The sequence below is a fragment of the Stieleria sp. genome (genome assembly GCF_041595215.1).
Classification (GTDB): domain Bacteria; phylum Planctomycetota; class Planctomycetia; order Pirellulales; family Pirellulaceae; genus Stieleria; species Stieleria magnilauensis.
Map to the genome: position 1 here is coordinate 1 of NZ_JBFHKV010001487.1, position 1,576 is coordinate 1,576.

Here is a 1,576-nt window from a genome sequence, read left to right on the forward strand (position 1 = left end):
AAGCATTTTTTAGCGGTAGGGCGCGAGCCCTCCGGTGTTTCGGGAACGATGAGGGACCGGAGGGCTTGCGCCCTGCCGCTAACACCTCGTCAAACGCAGGGTATAAATGCTTCACAGCGTTGCCCGCTCGGGGTCATGCCCCATTGGCTGCCGCTACGCCGCGCGATACAGAATGCCGGATCGGTTGCGTCCGATCGGCTCGATCGCCTGGGTGTGCTTGAGCACGTAGGCGATCTTTTGGGCAAACCACCTGGGGCGGCCGGTCACGCGGGCGATGTCTTCGGTCGTGAACGACTCGGTCTGGCGATCGAGTCCCACCAGTTCAAACAGGTCCTCGGCACTGCGAAGTTCCAACGTCGATTCGATCTGTTCGAGTGAAACATCCGCGACGCGATAGTCTTTGCGCCAGCGGCGTCGATGTCGGCGACCGGGGACGCGCGTTTGTTCCACGTGCAGGAACGCCAATTCTAAAATCAGGTTCGGATGCGGAAACACACGTGTGAAATAGATCAGATCTTCGAACAGATCCAACGTGTCACCGCGTTTGGGACTCATCCGCCGCGACGTCACTTTGCCGCGGGCGTTCTTCTTCTTGGCGATCCGAGTTCGCAGGATGATCGGTTTGACCACCCGGACAGTGTGGCGATTCAACAGCGCGTTGATTTTGGATTTGATCGCCGAAAGCGACGCGCATTGCACTTCGATCAATTCATCATTTCGAACTGCATCAATCCGATAACGCCCGACGACGACTTCCGTTTGCGACGCGTCGCAGGCGTAGTGGAGTTTCAACTGTTGATGCAGCGACGTTTCCACTATTCCGGCTCGATCCCGAAATCGCGAATGGTGGTCAGCGTCTTGAGTTTCAATCCGCGGGCCGCAAACGCGGCTTCGCCACCGGCCAGCCGGTCGATGATTCCGATCACTTCACGGACCTTGAGACCGAACGCTTCGGCCGCCTCGACGGCTTTGAGCGCGCTGCCACCGCTGGTGATCACGTCTTCGACGATCACGACTTCCTGGCCGGGTTCGACCGGTCCTTCGACCTGTTTGCCCGTGCCGTGTCCCTTCGGCTCCTTGCGGACCATGAAACCTTTCAGCGGAAGATTCTGTTGCCCGGCCACGGTGACGATCGCGGCGGTGATCGGATCGGCGCCGATCGCCATCCCGCCGACCGCGGCCGGCAGCGGACCGGATGCCTGAATCTCCGCCAACATCCCGGCGGCGACCAGATTGGCGCCCTGGGGATGCAACGTGATGCGCCGACAATCAAGGTAGTACGAGGCCTTCTTTCCACTCGCCAGCGTGAATTCGCCACGCTGAAGTGCCTCGGAACCCAGGAGTTCAATCAATGCTTGTTTGCTGTACGTCATGCCATGATTACCTACGTGCTTTCGCGCCTCGGGGGCGCCTACGTTCTGTCAGTCGAGGCCGCTGCCGGCCTGACCGATCCCGATGGATGCCAAAAAGAGGCCTGACCCCTTTTACCTGACCCCTTTTACCACAAGGCAAACGAGCTGCCTGTGTGGGCATTGTTATCGGCGAATCGTCACAGAGGAACCCTGGCTGAGAATCC

The 1,576-nt window shown here is 59.5% G+C and carries 2 protein-coding genes; both read right to left on the minus strand.

The window, feature by feature from the left end; all coding sequences use genetic code 11:
• Positions 1-153 precede the first annotated feature (153 nt).
• Positions 154-792, minus strand: a complete 639-nt coding sequence (locus ABX749_RS32355; protein WP_372899669.1) for a hypothetical protein — start codon at positions 790-792, stop codon at positions 154-156.
• A gap of 23 nt (positions 793-815) precedes the next feature.
• Positions 816-1,373 (minus strand): orotate phosphoribosyltransferase, encoded by a 558-nt coding sequence (gene pyrE, locus ABX749_RS32360; protein ID WP_145217877.1) that lies wholly within the window; start codon positions 1,371-1,373, stop codon positions 816-818.
• Positions 1,374-1,576 lie beyond the last annotated feature (203 nt).

What these genes read in the sequence shown, in the direction of transcription:
- pyrE (WP_145217877.1), bottom strand. Translation starts at nt 1,373, where the DNA reads ATGACGTACAGCAAACAAGCATTGATTGAACTCCTGGGTTCCGAGGCA.